Here is a 17,298-nt window from a genome sequence, read left to right on the forward strand (position 1 = left end):
CCCCCGGCCTACGGCCGGACGACGCTACTTTGAGACACGCCCTAGGCCCTGACGCTCCCGGGAGCGCCCCGCCGGCCGCCCGCCCGCCGACGGCGCCCCCCGGGAGCGGCCCGCGGGGCCCTCGCACCCCTGCCGTAGGCTGGACGTCCGGTTCACCGAGGAGGCCGACAGCCATGGAGTACGTCGCGGCACTGACCCCGCCCTTCGTGATGGCGGTGGCGTTCACCGCCCTCATCGTCACGATCGTCAAGAGCCAGGGCGGCGCCAACAAGGCCAAGGAAGACGCCGCCGTCGACGCCGCCTTCGCCCGCGCCGAGAGCGTCCGGCAGAAGAACGACGACTGACCGGCGGCCGGGGCCTGCGGTATTCGGACAACTCCGACTATTATTCACCGCGTGCCTCGGCCATTGGGAGAGTTGGAAGACACCGTCATGACGCGCGTATGGCGGTGGAACCGTCCGGTCACCGTCAGGGAAGTCCTCGAGGATCTGCGGGGCGACCGTGCCATCGCCTACACCACGGTGATGACGGTAATGGACAACCTCCATCAGAAGGGCTGGCTCCGGCGGCGCCAGGAAGGGCGCGCTTATCGCTACGAGGCTGTCTCGACGCGGGCCGCGTACTCGGCCGCGTTGATGAACGAGGCCTGGGCTTCCAGTGACAACGCCGCCGCCGCTCTCGTCGAGTTCTTCTCACGTATGACCCCGGAACAGCTCGACGCGCTGCGGGACGCGTTGCGCGTCGTACAACTGGACGAGGTGCGCGTTCAGGCCCCCGAGAAGGCACCCGGGAACGCGCCCGGAGAGGGCCGCTGAAGGCGGCTTCCCGCCGTCCTCCGGAAGTCTCCGGCCGGGAAGACCTCTCGGCGAACACCTCGGCGAACACTTCGGAGAACCTCTCGGAGAGTCACCCGAAGGGCAACGAGAACAGTCACGGGAACGCCGGCGTGAACCTCCGCGGGAAGAGTCGCGGGAACGTTCGCGGGAAGCGCTTCGCGGGAAGTGGGGAAGGCCGCGGAAGGCGCGGCGGAACCCTGCGCAGAAGCTCCGGTGAAGCCCCCCGGCCCCCGAAGGCGTTCCCCTTCGCCGCGGGCGATAGCGTCCGTTCATGGCGTCAGCACCCCCTTCCGCATCAGAAGTAACCGTTCGCCGGGCCCGGACCTCGGATGTCCGCGCCGTGCGCCGCCTCATCGACATCTACTCGCGCGACAGCATCCTGCTCGACAAAGCAACGGTCACCCTTTACGAGGACATTCAGGAGTTCTGGGTCGCGGAACGGGACCACGACGCGGAGGTCGTCGCCTGCGGTGCGCTGCACGTCATGTGGGAGGACCTGGCCGAGGTCAGGACGCTCGCGGTGGACCCGGCCCTGAAGGGCAGCGGAGTCGGGCATCTCCTCCTGGAGAAGCTCTTGAACACCGCACGGTGGCTGGGCGTGCGGCGAATTTTCTGCCTCACCTTCGAAGTCGACTTCTTCATCAAGCACGGCTTCACGGAGATCGGTGACACACCGGTCGACGGCGACGTCTACAGCGAACTCCTGCGCTCCTTTGACGAAGGCGTGGCGGAGTTCCTGGGTCTCGAACGGGTGAAGCCGAACACCTTGGGCAACAGCCGCATGCTTCTGCATCTCTGAGTGACGGCCCGGTGACGCCTCTCGGGCACGGATCACCGCGGCGCTTTGTCCGAAAGATCCCGCCAATCCCGCCGGTGAGGCGGACAAACTCAACAGAGGGTTTGTGTTTCTCCCCGAAAAGCGGTTTGCTTTCGTCGTCAGTATCAGTAATCGAAGTTATCGATGACGAATGGGAGTAAGCGGTGGCGCAGAAGGTTCAGGTTCTTCTGGTCGACGACCTCGACGGCGGCGAGGCAGACGAGACTGTCACGTTCGCACTGGACGGTAAGAGCTACGAGATCGACCTCACCACCTCGAATGCGGACAAGCTCCGTTCCGTCCTGGAGCCCTATGTGAAGGGCGGCCGTCGTACCGGTGGCCGTTCTGCGCGTGGAAAGGGCCGCGCTTCCGCTTCGGGCGGCGGCAGCAGCCAGGACACCGCGAAGATCCGCGCCTGGGCCAAGGACCAGGGTTACGACGTCAACGACCGCGGTCGTGTTCCCGCCAATATCCGCGAGGCCTACGAGAAGGCCAACGGCTGAACCCGGAAGTCGCGTGCGGCACGCAGTACGGGTGCGCCGAGGGATTCCGTTCCCCGGGCACCGGCAGGCCGCACGAGATGAATGCGATACGCCCCACGCCCCGCCTCGGGGGGCCGCACCCACGCGGCGGCCTCCCGCGGGCCGGGAAGCATCCCGCGGTCGCAGGGCGGAGGCCCGCGGCCGCGCAGAGCCCGCTCACCGCGGCCGTACCGCCGCAGCCGGACGGTCCGACGCCCCGTAGCGGCGGGCCCTGTCCCGGCGCCGCGCGGTCCGCGACCTTCCGCCGTCGCCGCCGCCGCTGACCGCCGCTGCTGCTCCGGGTGCAGCGCCCCGGCCTGACGCCCACGGCCCGCGCCACCCGCTCCGCCGGCGCCTCGGCCCGCGCCTCGCCTCCGCCCCGTACTCGGTACGTGCCGATTCGCGCGCACCGCGCCCGGCACGGCTGTTCGCCCTGAGCGGATGCGGCCTGCCGGGTCGGCCCGCCCCGGCATGGACTGTCAGTACGTGCGGGTAAGAAGGCTCCAAGGCCGGTCCTGCCCCTTCCCGGCGCAGGGGCCCGGCCGGAGCGTGAAGACCGGACAATGCCTGGTGGCACGGGGGTGGGAACGGTGACGAGGGCCGGCGGACGCCGCTTCGATCAAGGGCCGTTCGCCATGGGCGTAGTGAATCAGGGTGGATACGCCTGGCCTGCGGGAACATCGTCTCGCACCATCGGGTTGGAACTGTTGTCGACTGTTCGGGGTAGGAGGCTCTGCTGTGCTATCCACGGATGCAGGGTCGGCCGGAGGTTCAGCCGGACCGGTGTCGGCAGTTGGAATGAGCGGTCCCCGCTCGCGGGACTAAGCTGCGGAAGGACAGAGAGGGGAGCGTCCCCTTCCTGCCTGACCGCTCTGAGGAGCGATTAACGATGTTCGAGAGGTTCACCGACCGCGCGCGGCGGGTTGTCGTCCTGGCTCAGGAAGAAGCCCGGATGCTCAACCACAACTACATCGGCACCGAACACATTCTCCTGGGCCTGATCCACGAGGGTGAGGGTGTCGCCGCTAAGGCACTGGAGAGCCTCGGGATTTCGCTCGAGGCGGTCCGTCAGCAGGTGGAGGAGATCATCGGCCAGGGCCAGCAGGCCCCGTCCGGCCACATCCCCTTCACACCCCGTGCGAAGAAGGTCCTGGAGCTGTCGCTCCGCGAGGCCCTTCAGCTCGGCCACAACTACATCGGCACCGAGCACATCCTGCTCGGCCTGATCCGCGAGGGCGAGGGCGTCGCCGCCCAGGTCCTCGTGAAGCTGGGCGCCGACCTGAACCGGGTGCGGCAGCAGGTCATCCAGCTGCTGTCCGGCTACTCCGGCGGCAAGGAGGCGGCCACCGCAGGCGGCCCCGCCGAGGGCACGCCCTCGACCTCCCTCGTCCTGGACCAGTTCGGCCGCAACCTCACGCAGGCCGCCCGCGAATCCAAGCTCGACCCGGTCATCGGGCGCGAGAAGGAGATCGAGCGGGTCATGCAGGTGCTCTCGCGCCGTACGAAGAACAACCCGGTGCTCATCGGCGAGCCCGGCGTCGGCAAGACGGCCGTCGTCGAGGGCCTGGCCCAGGCGATCGTCAAGGGCGAGGTGCCCGAGACCCTCAAGGACAAGCACCTCTACACCCTGGACCTGGGCGCCCTGGTCGCCGGCTCGCGCTACCGCGGTGACTTCGAGGAGCGCCTGAAGAAGGTGCTCAAGGAGATCCGCACCCGCGGCGACATCATCCTGTTCATCGACGAGCTGCACACGCTGGTCGGTGCGGGCGCCGCCGAGGGCGCTATCGACGCCGCCAGCATCCTCAAGCCGATGCTGGCCCGCGGTGAGCTCCAGACCATCGGTGCCACGACGCTCGACGAGTACCGCAAGCACCTGGAGAAGGACGCCGCGCTGGAGCGCCGCTTCCAGCCCATCCAGGTCGCGGAGCCGTCGCTGCCGCACACCATCGAGATCCTCAAGGGCCTGCGCGACCGGTACGAGGCGCACCACCGCGTCTCCATCACGGACGCCGCCCTCGTCGGCGCGGCCACGCTCGCCGACCGGTACATCTCCGACCGCTTCCTGCCGGACAAGGCGATCGACCTGATCGACGAGGCGGGCTCCCGGATGCGCATCCGCCGGATGACCGCACCGCCGGACCTGCGCGAGTTCGACGAGAAGATCGCGAACGTCCGCCGGGACAAGGAGTCCGCGATCGACTCGCAGGACTTCGAGAAGGCCGCCTCGCTCCGTGACACGGAGAAGCAGCTGCTGGCGCAGAAGGCCAAGCGGGAGAAGGAGTGGAAGGCCGGCGACATGGACGTCGTCGCCGAGGTCGACGAGGAGCTGATCGCCGAGGTCCTCGCCACGGCGACGGGCATCCCGGTCTTCAAGCTCACCGAGGAGGAGTCCTCGCGCCTGCTGCGCATGGAGGACGAGCTGCACAAGCGCGTCATCGGCCAGGAGGACGCCATCAAGGCGCTCTCCCAGGCGATCCGGCGTACGCGCGCGGGCCTGAAGGACCCGAAGCGCCCCGGCGGTTCGTTCATCTTCGCCGGCCCGTCCGGTGTCGGTAAGACGGAGCTGTCCAAGACGCTCGCCGAGTTCCTCTTCGGCGACGAGGAGGCGCTGATCTCCCTCGACATGTCGGAGTTCAGCGAGAAGCACACCGTCTCGCGGCTGTTCGGTTCGCCTCCCGGCTACGTGGGCTACGAGGAGGGCGGTCAGCTGACCGAGAAGGTCCGCCGGAAGCCGTTCTCGGTGGTCCTCTTCGACGAGGTCGAGAAGGCGCACCCGGACATCTTCAACTCGCTGCTGCAGATCCTGGAGGACGGTCGTCTGACCGACTCCCAGGGCCGGGTCGTGGACTTCAAGAACACGGTCATCATCATGACGACCAACCTCGGCACCCGGGACATCTCCAAGGGCTTCAACCTGGGCTTCGCCGGCCAGGGAGACGTCAGCGCCGGGTACGACCGGATGAAGGCCAAGGTCAACGACGAGCTGAAGCAGCACTTCCGCCCGGAGTTCCTCAACCGTGTCGACGACACGGTGGTCTTCCACCAGCTCACCCGCGACGACATCATCCGCATCGTCGACCTGATGCTCGCGCAGGTGGACGAGCGGCTGAAGGACCGGGACATGGGCCTGGAGCTCAGCACCGACGCCAAGGAGCTGCTCGCGAAGCGGGGTTACGACCCCGTGATGGGCGCCCGGCCGCTGCGCCGGACGATCCAGCGCGAGATCGAGGACCTCCTGTCCGAGAAGATCCTCTTCGGTGATCTGCGTCCCGGTCACATCGTGGTCGTGGACACCGAGGGCGAGACCGACGAGGACAAGAAGTTCACGTTCCGCGGCGAGGAGAAGTCCGCCCTGCCGGACGCTCCTCCGGTGGAGTCCGCGGCGGGCGGTGGCCCGAACCTCTCCAAGGAGGCGTGAGCCGCCGGCCGAGGCCGAGCAGTATCCGTAAGGCCGAGCAGTAACCGGAAGCCCCCGTCACGCAGTGGCGGGGGCTTCCGGCGTCCGGGTCCGGCCCGGAGCGCCGGGTGCGGACCCGCATTCGGGCCCGCACCCGGCTTCGGCTTCGGCTTCGGCTTCGGGGCGAGCGTGTCGCACGCGGCGGCGCTCAGGCGATGATGCGTACCCCCTCCGGGACGCCGCTGACCCGCGGCAGCCGGGGGTTGACGCGCAGAGTGGTCAGTGCGGGGAACGCGCTCAGCCACTCCATCTTCATGCCCGCGCCGAGGTCGTAGGCGAGCCACAGGTGCGTCAGACGTTCGGCCTCCAGCCCGTCCACGAGCTCCCCGGGGGTGAAGTGGCCGACGATCTGCACCCGGTCGCGGCCGCCCATCTCGCGCAGCGCCGCGAGCTCCACCCGGTCGGACACGGGGAAGTAGAGCCCTTCCTCGTCCAGGTGCCGGATGATCTCCGAGGCGTACCGCTCCGTCTCGAAGTTCCGCCATCCGCGGGCGAGTTCCGCGCGCAGCGTCAGCGACCTGCGGTGCCGCAGCCGGGCGAGGTAGTCCACTGCGGCGTCGTCGTCGATGCGGGTGACGGTGACGGCCAGGCGGTGCGCCTCGTCGTCGGAGACCGTAATGGGGTCGGGGAGCATCTCCAGCACGATCGGGCCGACCCAGCCCAGTCCGCGTGCCGCGGCGACGGTGCCGGGACGCACCATGTGCCGTGTCTCGCGGCGCACCCGCTCGTGGGTCTCGGGGTCGAGTTCGGTGACGTGCTCCAGGCACGCCGCGGCCAGCAGCCGCCGGCGGTTGCGCTTCATCCCGGTCCTGCCGGGAGCGAGCAGGCCGTTCAGCAGGATCGCGCACTCGGCGGGTCGGGCGTGGGCCACCGACATGCGGATGACCTCTTCCCACTCCGCTTCGTGGGCGTGTTCCAGCAGCAGGTCGAAGTCGCCCTGTTCGACGGCCTCCTTCGCCGCGAGGTAGTCCTGCACCGTGCGGTGGACGAACTCGACGGAGCCGTCGGCCTGTTCGCACAGCAGTCCGGTCCGCAGCAGCAGATGGTCGAAGATCTTCTGCGGGTCGCCCTGGCTCGCGACGGCGGGGATGGCGGTGACGCTCCTGCCGATCGCCTCGAGTGCGCTGTCGCGGTCGAGCACGGCCCGCTCCTCGACGAGCATCCGGTACGCGAGCTTGCGCAGCAGCCTCTCGCGGGGTGCGCGCTGCAGGTCGACGGTGTCCGCATAGAGGACCCGGCGTTCCGGGTCGCGCCGCTGGAGGAGCATCTCCATCGCCGCCTCGTACAGCTCCCGCCGGCCCTGGGGGAGCATCCCCGACCTGTCCCGGTTGAGGGCGCAGATCAGCCCGCACATCAGCGGGTTGGTGGCCAGCACCCGCAGTTCGCGGAAGAGCGGGATGGACCGGAGCAGGATCTCCTTGTACTCGTCCAGCCGGGAGTGGTCCTTGCCCTCGTCGGAGCGGGCGGCGTTGTGCCAGGCGGTGACGGAGGCAGCGACCTGGTCGCGGTTCATGGGTGCGAGGTTGAGTTCGGTGAAGCCCTCTTCGGCGAGCCAGTCCGCGTCCACGGCGGGCGGACGCGACGTGACGAGGCAGAGCGTGCCGGAGTAGATGCGCAGCAGCCTGCGCAACTGCCCGCGCACGGCGTCCCGTTGGGCTTCCGGCGCCTCGTCGATGCCGTCGACGAGCAGGACGGCGCGCTCCGCCGCCAGGACGCGGACGACCCAGCCCTCCGGTGCCTCGTCGGCGAGGGGGTGGCGGAGGGCCGACAGGAAGTCGTCCGGCGCGGGAAGACCCTCGCGGGCGAAGCGGCGCACGGGCAGGACGAACGGGATGCGGCCCTGCAGGGTCCGCAGCTCCTCGGGGAGCGCGGAGCGCGCGGTGGCCACGGCGAGCCACTGGATGAGAGTGGTCTTGCCGGAGCCGGCGACGCCGCGCAGCAGCACCCGTTCGTGCCCGGCCAGCGCGCGGTCGGCCGTCATGACGGGCTCCCCTGGGGCTGCCGGGCCGGTGCCGGCCGGAGGCGCCGCGTCGGAGGGGAGGTCCGGTTCGTCAGGCCCGTCGTGGCCGGTGCCGGGGCTGAACTCGGCGGCGAGGCTCAGGTAGGTGGCGTCGAGGGACCAGTTGTCCGGCGTGTTGGGGTTGGGCAGGTCGATGCCGTAGATCGTGACGCGGTTGTACTGCTCGGCGACGTGCCGCAGGTACCGCGCCTCGAACTCGGCGTCCTGCGCCGCGGGCCGCGGCCTGCTGCCGCGGAGCGCTTCGACGTCGTTGAGGTCGACGAGCTGGCCGATTCTGTGGCTCCGTTCCGGCTGTCCCTCGGCGAGGCCGGGGAAGCGCTGGATCAGCAGGTGCAGGAAGTGCAGGCAGACCGTGACGAGCAGGCTGTCGTGGAACCAGGCGGCGGCGGAGGAGAGTTCGCGGTCCGCGCCCGGCACGGCGGAACGCAGCCGTCGCGCGAAGTCCTGGGGGCCGAGACGTACTGCCTGGGTGTCCGTGGTGTCCAGCTCGCCGATGACCCACAGGGTGCGGGCGAGGACGCCGGCGACGCCTTCCTCCTCCCCTTCGGGAAGCCCCTGCCCGGTGGTCTCCAGCCCCAGGCGTACCAACTCGGCCGCTACGTCGAAGAGTTGCTGCCATCCCATCTCCGGGTCCTCGCCGCGGAAGGAGACGAGGCGGGCCATGAGACGGCCCTCGGGAACGCCGGAATGCCGCGTGCCCGTCCCGGGCGCCGGCTCGGCCGGCTCCTGCGGTGCGTGGGCGAGGAGCCGGCTGATGAGCGGGTCCACGGCGGAGGACGCGAGGCGTACGGCGGGTTCCATGGGCTGCGGGGCTCCCGGCAGGGCTGCTGGCTCTCGGCTGGTGTCGGCTGCGGCTCGGTCTGCGGCGCCCGCCTCCGGGACGGGGACCGGACGACGCGGTCCCGGGGAGGGAGCGTCGCACCGATCCTGTCCGTCGTGGCTGACTCTCCGTCAGGCCGCGGACACACCCTCCAGCCTATGCGGGCGCCCGGTCCCGCGGCCACAGACCTCACGTCCCGCCCTCGCCCTCAAGTGGACCGCGCCGCGCCGGAGTTGTCCTGAGGGGCACCGGACGTCCCTGGCCCCTCAGACCAGTTCGCCCTCCATCACGACGGAGAGACCCGCGGGAAGGACCTGCCGCACGTACCCGGGCGTCGTCCCCGGCAGGACGAGAGTCCGCAGGCGGGGGAAGGCCGCGAGCCAGTCCTCGCCGCCGTGACGCGCGTAACCGTCCCGGAGCCACAGGTGCGTCAGGCGCTCGGGACCGATGTGCTCGACGAGCTGCCGGGGATGGTATTTCCCCACGATCTGGATGCGTTCCCGGCCGCCCATCGCGGCCAGCGCCCGGAGGTGGCTCACGCCGTGCGCCGAGAAGTACAGCTCGGACTCGTCCAGGTGGGCGATGACCTCGCGCGCGTACTCGTCGGTGTCGAACCGGTGCCAGGCCCACACGAGTTGGCGCCTGAGACCGAGCGACGCGCTGTCGCGGAAACGGGCGAGCACGGGCAGCGCGGCGTCCGTCCCCGTCCTCGATGCGGCCACGACGGTGCGGACGGCCTCCTCGTCCGTCAGCCCCTCGGGGCCCGGCAGCAGGCTCAGCAGCACGGGACCGCCGATGTCGGCCACGTGGCGCGCCGCGGACGTCGTCCGGGGAGGGAGGAGCCGCGCCGTGCGCTCCGTGATCTCGGCCCGCACCTGCGGAGGCACGTCGGTGGCCTGTTCGAGGCAGGCCGCGGCCAGCAGCAGACCGCGCACGCTGTCCCGGGACGGCCCCTGCCGGGCCGTCAGCCGCGGGTCCCCGACGTGGCCGCCGCTTTCCGGGCCGCCTTCCGCGGGCACCTGGGCGACCAGGCCGCGCAGGAGGCGTACCCGGTCCGCGGGCCGGGCATGGGCCACCGCCATGCGGATGACGTCCTGCCACTGGTCCTTGTGCGCGTTGTCGAGCAGCAGCGGGAAGTCGCCCTCCTCCACGGCCGCCTTGGCACCCAGGGCGTCCTGGAAGGTGCGGTGGACGAAGTCGACGCGCCCCCGGGCCGGTTCGCGCAGCAGCCCCGAACGGTCGAGAAGGTGCCGGAAGAGCTCGTACGGCGTCGCCCCGACGTACCCCATCCGCGAGACGCAGCGCTCGAGTTGGGCCACGACGTCCCGCTCCTCCATCTCGGCGCGGTCGTTGCGGATCATCCAGTACGCGAGCCGCTGAAGCAGCTGGATCTGCACGTCCTTCGTCAGCCGCAGCCCTTCGGGGACGGCCACGGCCCGCTCCCGGTCGCGACGCTCCAGCAGCAGCGACAGGGCGGCGTCGTAGAGGTCCCTGCGGCCGTAGGGGAGGGACCCGTGCCGGTCCCGGTGGAGCGTGCACAGCAGGCCGCACATCAGGGGGTTGACGGCGAGCCTGCCGAGGTCGGGGTTGGTGCGCACGGCTGCGACGAGGGCGTCGGCCAGGCCGGGTTCCGCGTCGGCGGCGCTGTGCCACCGCCTGATGAAGGCGGCGACGTCGTGGCGTGACATGGGCGCCAGGGACACCTCGGCGAACCCCTCGTCCGCGAGCCAGTCCTCCCGTACGGCCGACGGGCGGGACGTGACGAGCCAGAGGTTCCCCGGGAAGTCGCCCATCGACTCCCTCAGCCAGCGCCGGATCTCCTCACGGTGCGCCTGGGGCACCTCGTCGATCCCGTCGACGAGCAGCAGCCCGCGCCCCGCGCTGAGGACCCGCTCGGCCCATCCCGCGGGCTGCGCCCCGGCGAGGCCGCTGCGCACGGCGTGCAGGAAGCGGTCCGGCGTGGGCGGCAGGCCGTCCCGGACGACGCGGCGCAGCGGCAGCACGAAGGGGACGCGGCCCAGCAGGTGCGCGAGATGCTCGTCGTACGTCTGGCGCGCGGCGGTCACCGCCAGCCACTGCAGGAGCGTCGTCTTGCCGCATCCGGCGGCGCCGCGCAGCAGGACGCGGTCGTGGACGGCCAGCACGCGGTCGGCGGTGAGGGAGGTCGCCGTACGCAGGGAGCCGCCGGCGTCCTGGGTGGCCTCCAGGGATATGTAGGCGGAGTCCAGACGCCACTCCCGGGCACGGCCCGGATCCAGTCCGTAGATGGTCAGTTCGCCGTGCTTGCGGGCGATGTGCTCGGCGTACCGCTGCTCGAAGCGCGCGTCCTCGGCGGACCGCGCGGGGACGCGCTCCATCAGCAGGTCGGTGATGCTGACGAGCCGGTCGAGCTGCTGGGTCTGCTCCATCAGCGTGCGGGGGATGAACGTCGAGCGCCGGCTGAAGAAGTTCAGGATGTGCAGGCAGGCGGTGTGCAGCAGCGGACGGAAGCGCGCTTCCGCGGCCTCCGACAGCGAGGCCGGGGCCGCGAGTTGGCGGGCGAGCCCTTCCGGGCCGAGGCGCACGGCCTGCACGTCGTCCATGTCGAGGTCGCCGATGCTGTGCAGGGCCGTGGCGAGGGCGTCGGCCAGCTCGCGTCGCGTCGGCGGATCGGGTGCCTCGAGCGGCCCGGCCGCCTTGACGGCCCTGTCGGTCAACTCTCCGGCCAGCTTGCGCAGATCCCTCTCCGTGAGGGTGCGCTGCTCGCCACGGAAGGAGACGAGAGCGGAGATCCGGACCGGCCTGTCGACCAGGTCCGCGCCGGCACCTTCGTGCACGAAGAGCTTCCTGACGATGGGTGCGACCGCGCTGGAGGCGAGTCGCGTGGCCATGGTGGCGGGCTCCATGGGCGGATCGTAGGTGACGAAGCGGTCACGGGCGCGGGAGTTGGGGAGTTGCGGACCCGCCGCGCACGCACGCTCGCCGCACGGCGGTGCGCGCACGGTGATGCGACCTGGACCACACACGGGCCGCTGACGAGCGGAGTTCGGCGCCTTCCGGGGGCGTCTCCGGGTGAGGTGAGGCACAGCCCTTCCGCCGCCTACGAGCGCTCTTAGGAGGGGCCGGACCGTCCTGTGCCGCGGAGGACGCGACCCCTGACGGGCAACGCACAGAGCGCCGGGCGCAGCGCGACGGCCGCTTGGATGCTGTCCAAATAATCCTTAAGGGTGCTTCCTGTCCGGTCTGTTCTCACCGTCCTCATTAGTAATAAGGCTCTTTGGTATGCCGGATGGGACGGGTTACCAATGTTTTGTCCCCCCGAGGTCCCACGGCTCGGGGTCCCCCCAGCCATTCGGAGGTAGTACCCGTATGTCGAAGACCCCCAAGAACGCGCGCAAGCCCTTCGGTCGTGCCCGTACCAGGTCCGCGGTGATAGCGGCCGGTCTCGGTGCGTCGCTGGTGCTCGGCGCGGGCTCGGCGGTTGCCGCCCACTCCTCCGAGCAAGGCGACGTCTTCGCGTCACAGACCGCGTCCCTGCTCGCGGACTCCGCGCGGGCCCAGGCCGACCAGCAGACCAAGGCAGCGGAGGCCCAGAAGAAGGCGGCCGAGCGTGCCGGGGACGGCAAGGCGTCACGGAGCGCCGAGCGCCCCGCCGCTTCGAAGAAGGCCAACTCCTGGACCAAGCCCGTGTCCGGCAAGTACGAGCTGAGCGCCGGCTACGGCAACAGCGGCGGACGCTGGGCGCAGAAGCACTCGGGTCAGGACTTCGCCGTGCCGACCGGCACCCCCGTCAAGGCGGTGCACAGCGGCACCGTCGTCAAGGCCGGCCCGAACGGCGCGGGCGACGGCGCCTCGTACGGCAACGCGATCGTGATCAAGCACGACGACAACACGTACTCGCAGTACGCCCACCTCTCGAAGGTGAACGTCAAGCCTGGTCAGAAGGTGCAGACCGGCCAGAAGATCGGCCTGTCGGGCTCCACCGGCAACTCCTCGGGCCCGCACCTGCACTTCGAGATCCGCAACACCGCCGAGTACGGCTCCGGCATGGACCCGGTCGACGCGATGCGCTCCCACGGCGTCAAGGTCTGACGTTTCGGCCCCGCTCCGCGGGTCCGGCCCCGTCGGCCCCGCCACGCGGGGGCCAACCGTCAGCCGCGATCGCGGTGCGCCGTGGTCACCAGCTCCTGGGCGACCTCGAGGACGGCTTTCCGCTTGTCCTCGGGGTCGCCTTCGGTCTCCCGCAGGCTGAACATCCCCGTGTGGATGGTGAACACGGCAGCGGAGCAGCGCACTTGGTCCGTCAGCGGTGCGTCCGGGATCTGCAGCACGTCCACCAGGGTGCGCACCCTCTCCTTGAAGGTCTCGCCGATGCTGAGCTCGCGCATCGTCGCCTGGTTCTCCTGTATGAAACGGAAGAGCGGGGCCGCCTTGAACAGGACCTCGCTGTAGCGCCGCAGCACCTCCAGCTTCACCTCCAGGGTGGCCGGGCGCTGCTGCTCGGCCCAGGCCGCGAGCTCGTCGCAGGGCTCCGCCAGGTCCTGGAAGAGGCTGACGACGATGTCCTCCTTGCTCTTGAAGTGGTAGTAGAGGGCCGCTTTCGTGACGTCGAGGTGCTCGGCGATCTCACGGAGCGAGGTCTTCTCGTAACCGCGTTGCGCGAACAGTTCCAGGGCGACGTCCTGGATGCGCTGCCGCGTGTTGCCCCTGCTCATCAGCCTCGGCCTCTCGTCCCAGAAACTTACTTGACGCCCGGCTAGCGACCGTCCTACCGTGCCCATCGTATGCAACTAGCCGGGCGGCAAGTAAACGAAACGGGGGGTCTCATGGTGACGGACGGGGAGCCGCGCGCCTCAGAACGGGGCGAGCACGGCCGCACGGGCGGCAGCGAGAGCGGTGCGGCACCGCTCAAGGGCAAGACCGCCGGACAGGAGCAGAGCTCCCGCAGCACGGGGCTGGCTGTCTTCGCGCTGATGATCGCCGTCATGCTGGCCATGCTCGACAACATGATCGTCGGCACGGCCATGCCGACCATCGTCGGAGAGCTCGGCGGACTGGAGCACCTCTCCTGGGTCGTGACGGCCTACACCCTCACGACCGCGGCCTCCACCCCGCTCTGGGGAAAGATCGGCGACATGTACGGGCGCAAGGGCGTCTTTCTCACCTCGATCCTGATCTTCCTCGCCGGCTCCGTCACCTCCGGGGCCGCGCAGACCATGTCCCAGCTCATCGGCTTCCGCGCGCTGCAGGGGCTCGGCGCGGGCGGCCTCATGGTCGGCGCGATGGCGATCATGGGCGAACTCGTACCGCCCCGCGAGCGCGGCAAGTACATGGGCATGATGGCCGGGGTGATGTCGTTCGCCATGATCGGCGGGCCGCTCGTCGGCGGAACCCTCACCGACCACCTCGGCTGGCGCTGGGCCTTCTACATCAACATCCCGCTCGGAGCGATCGCCCTCACGCTGGTCACCACGCTGCTGCACCTGCCCCGGCACCGCTCCCAGGGGCGGATCGACTACGCGGGCGCCGCCCTGCTGACCGTGGGGATCACCGCGGCCGTCCTGGTCACCAGCTGGGGAGGGACGGAGTACGACTGGTCGTCGGGGACGATCCTCGGGCTCGGCGGGCTGGCGGCGGCGTCAGTCGCCGGATTCCTGCTGGTGGAGCGCCGTGCGTCCGAACCCGTGCTGCCGCTGGGCGTCTTCCGCAGCCGCAACTTCTCGCTCGTCACCCTCATCGGGTTCCTGCTCGGCTTCGTCATGTTCGGCGCCATGACCTTCCTGCCCCTCTACCAGCAGAGCGTGCAGGGCGCCTCCGCCACCAACTCGGGGCTGCTGCTCCTGCCCGTGCTGCTGCCGATGATGGTCGTCTCCGTCGTCACCGGACGTGCCACCACCCGCACGGGCAGGTACCGCGCGTACCCGATCATCGGCTCCGCGCTCATCCCCGCAGGGCTCTACTTGCTGGCGCAGATGGACGTCGGCACCAGCCGCACCACGTCAGCGCTCTACATGGTCGTCCTCGGCGCCGGCATGGGCTTCCTGATGCAGCTGACGATGCTCATCGCGCAGAACAGCGTCGAGCTGAAGGACATGGGCGTCGCGTCGTCCACCACCACGCTCTTCCGCACGATCGGCGGCTCGTTCGGCGTCGCCCTGATGGGCACCCTCTTCGCGGACCGCGTGCAGGAGACGATGACGGAGAAGGCCGCTGTCGCCGGCGCTCCCGCCGGCCCGCCGGCGAGGTGCCCGCCCAGCTGGACGCCGCCTCGCTGGAGCGGCTGCCCGCGCCCGTACGGGAGATCTACGAGCACGCTGTCGCCGACGGCACGCACACCGTCTTCCTCATCGGAGCCGCCACCGCCCTGATCTGCTTCGCCGCCTCCTGGTGGATCAAGGAGGTGCCGCTCAAGGGCGGCGAAACGGAGCCGGAGCAGGCCGAGCCCTCGTCCGAACCCTCGGGGAGTGTCACCCCCGTGTGACAGCCTTGCGGGCATGAACAGCCCCGGCATGGCCCGGCTGCGTGCGATGCGCCTCGCCAAGGACGCCATGGACCGCGACTGGGCGGATCCCGCCCTCGACCTGGACGCGGTCGCGGCGCACGCCGGGTATTCGCGCTACCACTTCGTGCGCGCGTTCAAGGAGACGTACGGGGAGTCGCCGGGGCAGTACCTCAGCCGCCGCCGCATCGAGCGTGCCGAGGAGCTGCTGCGGTGCGCGAATCTCACGGTGACCGAGATCTGCATGGCGGTGGGCTTCACGAGCCTCGGCACCTTCTCGGCGCGCTTCAAGAAGCAGACGGGCACGAGCCCCAGCGCGTACCGGCAGCGCCACGGGCACCGGGCCGCCGCCATGATCCCCGGGTGTTACGCGATGCTCTTCACGGGCGGCTTCAGGACGGCCGCGGCGCCCGGTGGGGCGGGCGCCGAAGAGCGCAACAACGGAGAAGCCGGCCGCGAGCGGGCCTGACATGGTGATTCACAAGCGGCGGAGCGCGGCGTCCGCGCCGCCCGCTCCGCCTTCACCGCCACAGATCCGGAGTCCGCAATGATCAAGAGTCTGGCGATCGCCACCGTCTGGTCGACCGACCAGGAGCGGGACAAGAAGTTCTTCGTGGAGACGCTCGGCTTCACGGAGCGCACCGACATGAACATGGGCGACATGCGGTGGGTCACCGTCAGCCCGCCCGGCCAGCCGGACGTCCAGCTCACGCTGATGCGCCCCGACGGCCCGGGCCTCGACCCGGAGTCGCGGGAGGCCGTCCTGGCCCTGGTCAACAAGGGCGCCCTGGGCGCCGGCGTGTTCGCCACCGACGACTGCCGGGGCACGTACGCCGAACTCAAGGCGAAGGGCGTCGAGTTCGTCCAGGAACCCCAGGAACGCCCGTACGGCATCGAAGCGCTCTTCCGCGACCCCTCAGGCAACTGGTATTCGCTCACCCAGCAGTGGGACCGGGACGACCTCGACATGAACAAGCCCTGGAGCGGCTGCGTCGACGACGGGGCGGACGGTGCCGCCGCGCCCGGCGGCACCGGCGGCACCGGCGGGGTCAGCTGAGCGGCAGCCGGTAGACCCCGCCCGGCAGGGGTTCGACGAGCCCGTCCGCTACCAGCCCGTCCAGTGCCCGGGCGCGCTGCACGGAGTCGTTCCAGACCCGGTCGAGGACGGCCTGCGGTACGGGATTGACCGCCTCGCGGAGTACCGCCAGCAGCTTTCCGCGCACCTGACGGTCCGTCCCCGCGTAGGTCTGCGTGCGACGGGCGGGCCCCACGTGCTCCGGTGCGCCCGCGAGCTGCCAGGCGCACTGCTGGACGATGGGGCACTGCCCGCACGCCGGGGTGCGCGCCGTGCACACCAGCGCTCCGAGCTCCATCGTCGCGGCGGCCCAGCGCGCGGCCGTCGCCTCGTCCTCTGGGAGCAGGGCGCGGGCGAGCTTGCGCTCGGCGGCGGTGGTGGCGTTCGGCGGGTACTGCTTGCCGTTCACCGCGCGCGCGAAGACCCGGCGCACGTTGGTGTCGAGGACGGCGTGCCGCTGCCCGTAGGCGAACGAGGCGACGGCGGCGGCCGTGTACTCGCCGACGCCGGGCAGGGCGAGCAGCTGCGCGTGCTCACGCGGTACGTCGCCGCCGTGCCGTTCCGCTATGGCGGCCGCGGCGCCGTGCAGGCGAAGGGCCCGCCGCGGGTAGCCGAGCCGGCCCCATGCGCGTACCGCCTCGCCCGGGGGCTCGGTGGCGAGGTCGGCGGGGCGCGGCCAGCGGCTCAGCCACTGCTCGTACACGGGCAGGACCCGGTTCACGGGTGTCTGCTGGAGCATGAACTCGCTGACCATCACTCCCCATGCGCCGGCCTCGGGGCGGCGCCAGGGAAGATCACGGGCGTGTGCGGTGAACCAGTCGACGACGGGGGAGTGGAGGGCGCGAGCGGTCCGCGCGACGGAGTCGTCGGCGGTCGCCGACTCGCGCTCAGGCTCGGGGGTGTGTGCAGTCTCGGTGGTCGCAGTCATGGCAGGACGATCCTGACATGTGGGCACGCGCCCGGGAAACGCGACGCACAGGCGGCGACCGGTCGGTTGAGACTCTTCGCGCCGTGTGCCCTTCCCCCTTGCGCCTGTTGGGGGCGGCGGGGTGCCAAGTGGGGCGTCCCGGGCGCCAGATCGCGGAACGCGGCCGGAACTCTTCCGGGGCCGGGCGTGTCCCCGGGGCGGGCGGGCCACGGCTTCCCCGGTGCGGGCCGTGTGTGAGGGGCCTGCCCTTCCGGCCTCCGGCGCGGGCCATCGGCCCGCTGAGCGCGGGGATTTCAACAGCGGCGTTCCGCGGTGCGGTCGTTCATCATAAAAGTTGCCTCATCGT

Annotated in this window: 12 protein-coding genes and 1 pseudogene; 9 read left to right on the plus strand and 4 right to left on the minus strand. The window is 70.7% G+C overall.

Annotated elements, in window-relative coordinates; all coding sequences use genetic code 11:
- Nucleotides 1–173 precede the first annotated feature (173 nt).
- The 5 genes from H181DRAFT_RS29600 (at nt 174) to H181DRAFT_RS27740 (ending at nt 5,592) form a co-directional block, all read left to right on the plus strand.
- Entirely contained in the window at nt 174–344 is a 171-nt protein-coding gene (locus H181DRAFT_RS29600) for a hypothetical protein (RefSeq protein WP_045867205.1), read from the plus strand.
- A 51-nt stretch (nt 345–395) separates the two neighbouring features.
- Nucleotides 396–815, plus strand: coding sequence for a BlaI/MecI/CopY family transcriptional regulator (locus tag H181DRAFT_RS27720; RefSeq protein WP_074468084.1), 420 nt, complete (start codon nt 396–398; stop codon nt 813–815).
- Between the two features lie 292 nt (nt 816–1,107).
- Nucleotides 1,108–1,635 (plus strand): amino-acid N-acetyltransferase, encoded by a 528-nt coding sequence (locus H181DRAFT_RS27725; RefSeq protein ID WP_074468085.1) that lies wholly within the window; start codon nt 1,108–1,110, stop codon nt 1,633–1,635.
- Nucleotides 1,636–1,817: 182 nt separating this feature from the next.
- Complete coding sequence (locus H181DRAFT_RS27730) at nt 1,818–2,156, plus strand: histone-like nucleoid-structuring protein Lsr2 (protein WP_045867208.1); 339 nt, start codon at nt 1,818–1,820, stop codon at nt 2,154–2,156.
- Nucleotides 2,157–3,063: 907 nt separating this feature from the next.
- A complete protein-coding gene (locus H181DRAFT_RS27740) occupies nt 3,064–5,592 on the plus strand; it encodes an ATP-dependent Clp protease ATP-binding subunit (protein WP_045867209.1) in 2,529 nt (842 codons plus the stop codon).
- 187 nt (nt 5,593–5,779) lie between these two features.
- Here the strand turns inward: H181DRAFT_RS27740 and H181DRAFT_RS27745 are convergent, their stop codons facing one another.
- Together H181DRAFT_RS27745 and H181DRAFT_RS27750 are read right to left on the minus strand one after the other, a co-directional pair.
- Nucleotides 5,780–8,452 carry an NACHT domain-containing protein gene (locus H181DRAFT_RS27745; RefSeq protein ID WP_045867210.1) on the minus strand — a complete coding sequence of 891 codons (2,673 nt, stop codon included), beginning with the start codon at nt 8,450–8,452 and terminating at the stop codon, nt 5,780–5,782.
- A gap of 285 nt (nt 8,453–8,737) precedes the next feature.
- Nucleotides 8,738–11,356, minus strand: a complete 2,619-nt coding sequence (locus H181DRAFT_RS27750; RefSeq protein WP_045867225.1) for an NACHT domain-containing protein — start codon at nt 11,354–11,356, stop codon at nt 8,738–8,740.
- Between the two features lie 463 nt (nt 11,357–11,819).
- Here H181DRAFT_RS27750 and H181DRAFT_RS27755 point away from each other — a divergent pair, with 463 nt between their 5' ends.
- Nucleotides 11,820–12,542: a M23 family metallopeptidase gene (locus H181DRAFT_RS27755; RefSeq protein ID WP_045867211.1), complete on the plus strand. Its 723-nt coding sequence runs from the start codon at nt 11,820–11,822 to the stop codon at nt 12,540–12,542.
- Nucleotides 12,543–12,601: 59 nt separating this feature from the next.
- On the opposite strand, the gene H181DRAFT_RS27760 is transcribed toward H181DRAFT_RS27755, so the two are convergent.
- Nucleotides 12,602–13,165: a TetR/AcrR family transcriptional regulator gene (locus H181DRAFT_RS27760; protein WP_045867212.1), complete on the minus strand. Its 564-nt coding sequence runs from the start codon at nt 13,163–13,165 to the stop codon at nt 12,602–12,604.
- Nucleotides 13,166–13,423: 258 nt separating this feature from the next.
- Here H181DRAFT_RS27760 and H181DRAFT_RS27765 point away from each other — a divergent pair.
- From H181DRAFT_RS27765 to H181DRAFT_RS27775, 3 genes and pseudogenes are all read left to right on the plus strand, one after another.
- A pseudogene (locus H181DRAFT_RS27765) lies at nt 13,424–14,931 on the plus strand (MDR family MFS transporter).
- 13 nt (nt 14,932–14,944) lie between these two features.
- On the plus strand, nt 14,945–15,418 hold the full coding sequence (locus H181DRAFT_RS27770; protein ID WP_254666993.1) for a helix-turn-helix transcriptional regulator: 474 nt from the start codon (nt 14,945–14,947) through the stop codon (nt 15,416–15,418).
- Nucleotides 15,419–15,496: 78 nt separating this feature from the next.
- Nucleotides 15,497–16,006: a VOC family protein gene (locus H181DRAFT_RS27775; RefSeq protein ID WP_045867213.1), complete on the plus strand. Its 510-nt coding sequence runs from the start codon at nt 15,497–15,499 to the stop codon at nt 16,004–16,006.
- On the opposite strand, the gene H181DRAFT_RS27780 is transcribed toward H181DRAFT_RS27775, so the two are convergent.
- The gene (locus H181DRAFT_RS27780; protein ID WP_045867214.1) at nt 15,999–16,952 is read right to left on the minus strand and encodes an HhH-GPD family protein; all 954 of its coding nucleotides are present in this window, start codon (nt 16,950–16,952) and stop codon (nt 15,999–16,001) included. The two genes, H181DRAFT_RS27775 and H181DRAFT_RS27780, sit on opposite strands and share 8 nt — an antisense overlap.
- Nucleotides 16,953–17,298: the final 346 nt, after the last annotated feature.

Source organism: Streptomyces sp. WMMB 714, from assembly GCF_900090125.1.
Classification (GTDB): domain Bacteria; phylum Actinomycetota; class Actinomycetes; order Streptomycetales; family Streptomycetaceae; genus Streptomyces; species Streptomyces daqingensis.

Bases quoted from the DNA above. Each gene is read 5' to 3' on its own strand.
- H181DRAFT_RS27775 (WP_045867213.1), top strand. From the start codon at position 15,497: ATGATCAAGAGTCTGGCGATCGCCACCGTCTGGTCGACCGACCAGGAG.
- H181DRAFT_RS27750 (WP_045867225.1), bottom strand. From the start codon at position 11,356: ATGGAGCCCGCCACCATGGCCACGCGACTCGCCTCCAGCGCGGTCGCA.
- H181DRAFT_RS27760 (WP_045867212.1), bottom strand. From the start codon at position 13,165: ATGAGCAGGGGCAACACGCGGCAGCGCATCCAGGACGTCGCCCTGGAA.
- H181DRAFT_RS27740 (WP_045867209.1), top strand. From the start codon at position 3,064: ATGTTCGAGAGGTTCACCGACCGCGCGCGGCGGGTTGTCGTCCTGGCT.
- H181DRAFT_RS27780 (WP_045867214.1), bottom strand. From the start codon at position 16,952: ATGACTGCGACCACCGAGACTGCACACACCCCCGAGCCTGAGCGCGAG.
- H181DRAFT_RS27725 (WP_074468085.1), top strand. From the start codon at position 1,108: ATGGCGTCAGCACCCCCTTCCGCATCAGAAGTAACCGTTCGCCGGGCC.
- H181DRAFT_RS27745 (WP_045867210.1), bottom strand. From the start codon at position 8,452: ATGGAACCCGCCGTACGCCTCGCGTCCTCCGCCGTGGACCCGCTCATC.
- H181DRAFT_RS27755 (WP_045867211.1), top strand. From the start codon at position 11,820: ATGTCGAAGACCCCCAAGAACGCGCGCAAGCCCTTCGGTCGTGCCCGT.
- H181DRAFT_RS27770 (WP_254666993.1), top strand. From the start codon at position 14,945: ATGAACAGCCCCGGCATGGCCCGGCTGCGTGCGATGCGCCTCGCCAAG.
- H181DRAFT_RS29600 (WP_045867205.1), top strand. From the start codon at position 174: ATGGAGTACGTCGCGGCACTGACCCCGCCCTTCGTGATGGCGGTGGCG.